Source organism: Mesorhizobium sp. M6A.T.Ce.TU.002.03.1.1 (assembly GCF_003997275.1).
Taxonomy (GTDB): Bacteria; Pseudomonadota; Alphaproteobacteria; order Rhizobiales; family Rhizobiaceae; genus Mesorhizobium; species Mesorhizobium mediterraneum.
In genome coordinates, this window is record NZ_RZTI01000210.1 from 1 (window position 1) to 6,284 (window position 6,284).

A 6,284-nucleotide genomic window follows, 5' to 3' on the forward strand; every position below is an offset into this window, starting at 1 on the left:
TCCAATGGACTGGTTTCAGCATCGGCCGTCCGCTGCCGCTTGCCCGCATTGGCCGACTTCAAAATGTTCATGCCCTCGGCATAGGCGGCCATGACGCCGTATTCGATGCCGTTGTGGACCATCTTGACGAAGTGGCCGGCGCCGCTTGGTCCGCAGTGGAGATAACCGAACGGGGCCGTTCCGGCATCCTTTCCCGGAGCAAGTGCCCCGGCATCGGTGCCCGGCGCCAGGGTCGCGAAGACCGGGTCGAGATGCTGGACCGCGCTGTCGGGGCCGCCGATCATTAGGCAATAGCCGCGCTCGAGGCCCCAGACGCCGCCGCTGGTGCCGACATCGACATAGCTCAGGCCTTTCAAGGCCAGACGCGCTGCATGGTCGACAGCCTCGTGATAATAGGAATTGCCGCCATCGATGATGATGTCGCCCGGCTCCATCAATGCGGCCACCTGATCGACGATTCGGCCGGTGATCGCCGCCGGCAGCATCAGCCAGGCGCTGCGCGGCTTGGTCAGCTTGCCGACGAACTCCTCCATCGACGCCGCTCCGATCGCGCCTGCCGTCACAAGGGCTGCGACGCTGGCCGGGTTGATGTCGTAGACCACGCATTCGTGACCATCGCGCAGCAGGCGCCGCACCATATTGGCGCCCATCCTGCCCAGTCCCATCATTCCGATCTGCATGTTTCTCGTCCTGATTCTTGAGGGATAGAAAACCTATTGGCTCTATTGTTGGAGCATGATCTTTTCCGAAAACCGGGTTCCACTTTTCGGGATCATGCTCTAATCCAGCTTGTCGATACCGATAGAAAAGTCGACATTCTCCCAACGGCCGGCATCGGACCAGAAAAAAGTAAAGACGATCGTATTGCCCGGCGAAACATCGGCAACCGGCAGATCCGTGAGATGGATGCCGAAGGCATTCTCGGTCGTCTCGGCGTCATGGGCGGTCGCCCAATTGTCGCTGCTCCAATGCACCACCGCTCGGGCCAGCAGCTCGACGCGCAGCATCTTGCCGGCGGGCAGGATGCGGACCTTGTGGTTGAAGCGCCATGTCCGGCGCGGCGACACGGTCCTGTCCTCGATGTAGCGCTTCACGCCTTGCGGCGGCATGTCGAAGACGGCGCCGTCGCTCAGCGAACGCAGCAGCTTGATGTGCTCCGAATGCGCCCAGACCAGCGGCATGGCGCTGCCCGATGGTCGGCCGCGCCACAATTCCCTTTCCGGCATGTCGGGACCGTCCCAGACCTGCTCGGGCAGCAGGCCGCCAGACCCGGCCGAGGCCTCGAACGTCTTCAGCAGGCTCGCCGCTCTGTCCTTGCGCCCCGCCGCCAGCTCGTAATGCGCGCGCTCGCCGGTGAGCAGCGGCCAAGCGCGACCCTGCCCGGTCCCGTCGAAGGGCGCGCCGTCGGCGTGTTCGCCATAGCCGTCGCCGCTATAGCGATACCAGACAGGCCCCTGCGGCAGGTCGCAGCGCAGCCGCGCATCGATGACCTTGACCGTGTCGACGACGCGCGGATCGTCGGCGGCCCTGAGGCCGAAGCGGACGAGCGCCAGCGCATCCGGGCTGACGATCGCCTCGGCCGGCCGGTCCGTATCGGCGGGCGGTCGGTTCTTGATCGGGACATAACCGTGTTTCGGCGACGCCGCGCCGGCGGTGTCGGGCGGCGCAATACGGACGTAGTAGCCTGCGACGCCAACCTCTTCGCACAGTGGAGTGCCAGTGACATAGGTCCAGCGCTCGATCTGGTCGTTCCAGACATCGGCGGTTTCACGCAGATAATTTGCCGGCTCTGCTTTGCCGCAAACACCGAACATGTCGGCCGCCGCAAGCAGCGCTGCGATCTCGACGGCAAGCGTGAACGGGCTGTAGCCGGCGTCCTCCTCCCAGCGGTCCTCGCCGGTGACCGGACCATTGCGCACGACATAGGAAGCGGCGCGCTCGATCATCGGCATGAAGGCGAGCAGCTTGGCGTGCGGCAGGTGCCCGGCCCGGCGCAGCGCGTCGGCGAGCAGCAGCGGAAAGGCGCATTCGTCCATCTGAATGCCGGGCCAATAGGCTGACCCGTCGAGCCAGGCATTCTGCGGCCAATGGCCGTCAGGCTGCTGGATGGAACGGAGATAGGCGAGAATCTCAAGCGCTTGCGCCGGATCGCCGGCGGCCAGGAAGCCGCCCGCGGTTTCGACCAGGTCGCGCGGCCAGACCAGGTGATAGCCGCCGAGATCGTCGTCGCCCATGCTGAAGCCCCATGGGATCGACAGGCTGGCGACGGCTGCGCCGGATTTCGCGGACGACCGGTGCGCTGCCAAAACAGCCGTGCTGACGCGATAGGTGTTGATCCCGGATACTGCATGCCGGTCGAGCGGAAGCAACCCTTTCTGCCATTTGCGCCATTTTTCGACATAGACCTCGGCAGCGGCATCGAAGCCTTGCTTCAAGCTGGCGGAAGCAACCCCCGCCGCCTCTTGCGGTGTTGCCCCAAAACCCAGCGCCAGCAAGACTTTTGGGTTCTCGGCCGAAAAGCCAATCTCCCCTGTCAGCGCTACATTGCCGTTCTCTGCCCTTTGATAAGCCGGATCGAACCGGCCGTCACAATGGAGTTGCTGCCACCCGTCGGAGGCGCCGACATAGCCGGCCGAGCAGGCTCCCCAAGGCAGCGACGAGGCGAGCGCCAAGTAAACACCACGCCCCGATGCAAACAGGACAGGCTTTCCCTCGTAGTCGTCGACCCAGGCGGTATTGCCCATGCCGGCGTTGACCAGATGCGGCGCCAGCAGCGCGTAGACGCGGTGATCGGCAACCGTGCCTCTCAGCAGCGTGAAGCTGATTTCCTGCAGCAAAACGGGACGTTCCGGATCCGTAATGATCCGCTTTTCGATCCGGTAGGTGCCATCAGCCGCGGTGTTGACCAACCTGTAGGCGGGCACGCCGTCCTCGAACGGCTCGATGCTGTGTTCGGCATCGCGCTTCTCTTCCGAGAAATAGCCGCCCGGTCCCGTGACGACCAACCCCATGTCGCGCGTGCAGGCGCTGTCCAGGTGGGGATAGTAGATCTCGTTGAGGATGCCGTGGCTGATCGTGAACCAGACGCGGCTAGCCAGTGAAAGCGCGGTGCCGACACCGCTCTTGGCGCTCGAGGTCCAGCGCGCCGCAATTCCGGGTGCGCCCGGCGCATCAGTCGGCGTCACTGCCATTCGATTTGGGCCTCCAGACCCTTCCCTAGCCCATGAACCAAAGGCTTTTCAATCATGCACCGCAAGTTGATCGCCAACTCTGCGCGGATTGCAGTTGACAGCTTGCGAGCCATCTGCATTTGTCTGACAATAGATAAAAAACAGGGACGCGAATTTAACAACCATCAGCAGTCAACAAAAGATCAGCAACTCAGGGAGGAGTATGACATGAAGAAAATGCTCATTTTGGGGGCATTCGCGGCGATGCTCGCGTCAGGCACCGCACTGGCCGATACCAGCGACAAGAAGATCGCCTTCTCCAACAATTATGCCGGCAATTCGTGGCGCCAGGCGATGCTCGACAGCTATGCCATCGTGACCAAGAAGGCGGTCGCGGACGGGGTGGTGGCAGCCGCGGACATCTTCACGACGGCCGACAAGGAGGTGCCGACCCAGGCGGCCCAAGTCCAGAACCTGATCCTGCAAGGCTATGACGCGATCGTCATCAACGCCGCCTCGCCGGATGCGCTCAACGGCGCCGTCAAGCAGGCCTGCGATGCCGGCATTGTCGTCGTCTCCTTCGACGGCATTGTCACCGAGCCTTGCGCCTACCGCGTGGTCGTCGACTTCAAGGACATGGGCAAGCAGGAAGTCGAGCAGATGGCCAAGTTCCAGCCCAAGGGCGGCAATCTGCTGGAAATCCGCGGCCTTGCCGGCACGTCGATCGATGACGCCATCCATGCCGGAATTCTGGAAGGCATCGCCGCTCATCCCGAGTTCAAGATCGTCGGTTCGGTGACCGGCGACTGGGATCAGACCACAGCACAGAAGGCGGTCGCGACGATCCTGCCGTCGCTGCCGGAAATCGTCGGCGTCGTCGATCAGGGCGGCGACGGCTATGGCGCGGCACAAGCCTTCGCCGCCGCCGGCAAGCCGCGCCCGACCATCATCATGGGCAATCGTCAGGACGAGCTGCAATGGTGGAAGGAACAAAAGGACAAGGACGGCTACCAGACCTGGTCGGCCTCCATCGCGCCGGGCGTATCGTCGCTGGCCTTCTGGGTAGCGCAGCAGGTGCTCGACGGCCGCACCGACATCCCGCATGATCTTTTGGTGCCATACCTCGCGTTCACCCAAGATGATTTCGAGGCCGCGCTGCCGAAAATCCCCAAGGGTGGTGTCGCCAGCCACGAATACACACAGGAAGACGCCATCGCGGCGATCAAAGCCAACATCAAGTGAGCATGGCACATCCAATGCCGCACGCGTTGCCGACCGGATATCGCTAGGGATGCCCGAGGCCGGCGCAGACATCATCCGGCTGGACGGCGCCGAAAAACATTTTGGCGCCGTCCGTGCCCTCGCCGGCGTCGATTTCCACGTCGGTGCCGGTGAATGCGTTGGTCTCGTCGGCCACAATGGTGCGGGCAAGTCGACGCTCATGCATATGGTGGCGGGCACGCTAGTGCCCGACAGCGGCCAGATCGCAGTGCGTGGCGGCATCGAGAACAATTATTCGGTGCCGCGCGCCCAACAGCTCGGCATACGCTGCGTGTTCCAGGAACTCTCGCTCTGCCCGAACCTCAGCGTTGCCGAGAACACGCGTATCAACCACCCGGCATTGCGCGGCCTCGGCTGGCGACGCAAGGCTGCCGATCTCATCACGGCCAAGCTCGACGAGATCTTCCCGGACCACAGCATCTCCGCCTCCGATATCGCCGGCGACCTCTCCATCGGCAGGCGGCAGATGGTCGAGGTGGCGCGTGCCTTCACTGTGACGCAGGATCCGCTCGAACTGGTCATCCTCGACGAGCCGACATCGTCGCTCGACGCGCATACGGCCGGCCAGCTGCTGGCATTCGTCCGGCGCTTTGTCGCCGAAGGCAAGAGCTGCATCCTGATCTCGCATGTCCTTGGCGAGGTGCTCGGGAATGCCGACCGCATCGTGGTGATGCGCGACGGCAAGGTCGTTGCGTCAGATGCGGCAACGGCTTTCGATCGCGACAGGCTGGTGACGACCATGGGTGGGGCGGAAGCGCGTGAGAAGATCGCGGCCGAAATTGCGACCCAAAAGCCGGAGACCGGCCCGTTGCGGGTCCGGGCCCGCCCAGCGCGGCAGCAGGACGGCAACGAGCTTGTCGCGCATGCGGGCGAGATCATCGGCCTTGCCGGGCTGGCCGGCCATGGGCAAACCGACCTGCTGCTGGCGATCTTCGCCGCTGCGGCGCGCTCTAAAACCGGCATAGAGGTCACCGCGCCGGTAGCGCTAGTGGCCGGTGACCGGCAGTCGGACGGGATTTTCCCGCAATGGTCGATTGCGCAAAACATCGGCATCCGCTCGCTGAAGCGATTGCGCAACGGCCTGCTGATCTCGCCGCAGCGCGAAGCCGAGCTCGCCGACTTCTGGCGAGGGAAAATCGGCATCCGCACTCCGGACATGAACAACAACATCTTCTCGCTGTCCGGCGGCAACCAGCAGAAGGCCTTGTTTGCCCGGGCGCTCGGCTCCGACGCGAAGATCGTGCTGATGGACGACCCGATGCGGGGGGTCGATATCGGCACCAAGCTCGAGGTCTACGACCTCGTGCGCGAAGAAGCTGGCCGCGGCCGCACCTTCCTCTGGTACACCACGGAAACCGAAGAGCTCGACAATTGCCACCATATCTACGTCTTCAAGAACGGCCGGATCGTCGCCAATCTTGGGCGCGACGAGCTGACGGAGGAAAAGATCATCCAGTCCTCGTTCGGCGACGCGGCCTGAGATGACGGCAGCACCTGTCGAGACCGGCCTCAAAGGTTCCGCCGAGCGTGACAGGCTAGCGCGGGCGCGCCTGTTGCGCAGCCTGCTGCCGGCTTTATCGCTGGTGCTTGTGCTGCTGGCGATCGCGTGGCTCAACCCGCGCGCCATCAGCTATTTCGGCTTCAGCCTGATGCTCAATTTGGCGATCCCGATCGCCCTGGCGACGATCGCGCAGATGTTCGTCATCGCCGGCAACGAGCTCGACCTGTCGATCGGCACCTTCGTCGGTTTCGTCGGCTGCGTCACGGCGCCGTGGCTGAAGGACGCGCCACTGGTCGGCATCTTGATCCTGCTCGGCTCGATCGGTGTCTACG

At 63.7% G+C, this 6,284-nt stretch carries 4 protein-coding genes and 1 pseudogene; 3 read left to right on the plus strand and 2 right to left on the minus strand.

From position 1 onward, the window contains the following. Both EOC93_RS32115 and EOC93_RS32120 read right to left on the minus strand, forming a co-directional pair. The coding region (locus EOC93_RS32115; RefSeq protein ID WP_127206616.1) for an NADP-dependent phosphogluconate dehydrogenase at positions 1-680 on the minus strand (680 nt) is incomplete at its 3' end. Between the two features lie 99 nt (positions 681-779). Further along, positions 780-3,191 (minus strand): glucan 1,4-alpha-glucosidase, encoded by a 2,412-nt coding sequence (locus tag EOC93_RS32120; RefSeq protein ID WP_127206617.1) that lies wholly within the window; start codon positions 3,189-3,191, stop codon positions 780-782. 207 nt (positions 3,192-3,398) lie between these two features. On the opposite strand from EOC93_RS32120, the gene EOC93_RS32125 reads away from it, so the two are divergent. The 3 genes and pseudogenes from EOC93_RS32125 to EOC93_RS32135 form a co-directional block, all read left to right on the plus strand. Next, a complete protein-coding gene (locus tag EOC93_RS32125; protein WP_127206618.1) occupies positions 3,399-4,412 on the plus strand; it encodes a substrate-binding domain-containing protein in 1,014 nt (337 codons plus the stop codon). A gap of 49 nt (positions 4,413-4,461) precedes the next feature. Then, on the plus strand, positions 4,462-5,931 hold the full coding sequence (locus tag EOC93_RS32130; RefSeq protein ID WP_095484952.1) for a sugar ABC transporter ATP-binding protein: 1,470 nt from the start codon (positions 4,462-4,464) through the stop codon (positions 5,929-5,931). Position 5,932: 1 nt separating this feature from the next. Next, positions 5,933-6,284, plus strand: a pseudogene (locus EOC93_RS32135) (ABC transporter permease); the annotation flags it as partial.